Origin of the sequence: Thalassospira sp. CH_XMU1420-2 (genome assembly GCF_037029325.1) — a bacterium.
Classification (GTDB): domain Bacteria; phylum Pseudomonadota; class Alphaproteobacteria; order Rhodospirillales; family Thalassospiraceae; genus Thalassospira; species Thalassospira povalilytica.
In genome coordinates this window covers 1-1,198 of sequence record NZ_JAYMEG010000053.1, presented here as the reverse complement: position 1 = coordinate 1,198, position 1,198 = coordinate 1, and the positions used below count along the sequence as shown (strand labels likewise).

Sequence of the window (1,198 nt, the reverse complement as noted above, 5' to 3'; positions counted from 1 at the left end):
TTCCGGCACCAGCCAGCTGGCCCATTCGGCCGAAAAACTGGTCGATGAAGCCCGCTCGCTTGATCAGGCGGTCGAAAGCTTCCTGGCCGACCTGCGTCAGAGCGCGGTCAAATAATCGCGACACACATCACCGTGACAGGGCCGCATTCGCATGAATGCGGCTCTTTTTTTTGGCAATAAATCGACATCACACCACAGAGTTGAACTCGCGCCTGGCAACTCCCATCTCAAGAAAGATCAGAAACTATACTTTAGTAGGGAGTTTTACTTGCCGTAGGTTGCACTCTCTATTTATACATTAATTCATAATAATATTAATTAAAAACCTATCGAGATACTAACGAGCCGGAGGAAACATGCTCGGGAACCTGAAGATCAGTTTTAAAATCACAGCACTTTGTGTCCTTGCATTGCTGGCCGTTGTCGTCATTGCCGTCGTCCAGCTGCTTGAACTCAGAAGTTCGCTGATCGAAGACAGAAAAGAAAAGATCCGCGCCACGACCGAATATGTTGTCTCGATTGCCCAGCGCTATCAGGACAAGGTCACGTCGGGCACCCTGTCCCAGGAAGACGCAATCGCCCAGTTTTATGCCGATGCCGCATCGGGCAGATATGATGGCGATATCGGGTACTTCTTTGTCTTCTCCAAAGATGGCATGACCGAAATGCACGGGGCCAACCCGGCACTGGTCGGCAAAAACCTTGGCGAATTGCAGGATTCGGCAGGGAACTATTTCATCCGTGACCTGATCGCTGCGGGCAGCGCGCCCGGTGGCGGTTTCTCGACCTACTGGTGGCCCAAACCCGGCCAGGACAAGGAAACGACCTTCAAAAAACTGTCCTATGCCCATCCCCTGCCCTGGGGTCCGATCATCGGAACCGGCATCTATATTGATGATGTTGACGCTGTCTTCCAGAAACAGGCCCTTTATGTCGTTCTGATTGGCGGCATCATCCTGTTGATCATGGCAGCAAGCGGCCTTGTAATCGGTCGCAACATCACATCGGGTCTGCATAACCTTGCAACAAGAATGCGGGTTATCTCGTCTGGCGACCTCGAAGGCGAAATCGAAGGCCAGGACCGCGCTGACGAAGTCGGCGACATGGCACGCACTGTTGTTTCCTTCCGTCAGCAGGCGCTTGAAAACCGCGAATTGCAGGATCGCCAGAAACAGCTGGAAATCCAGGCGGACAAACA

General features: G+C 52.6%; 1 protein-coding gene. It reads left to right on the top strand.

Annotated features, from left to right (window positions below):
- Window positions 1-356: 356 nt before the first annotated feature.
- A partial coding sequence (locus tag WA429_RS21200) for a cache domain-containing protein (protein ID WP_336107907.1) occupies window positions 357-1,198 on the top strand: 842 nt, incomplete at its 3' end.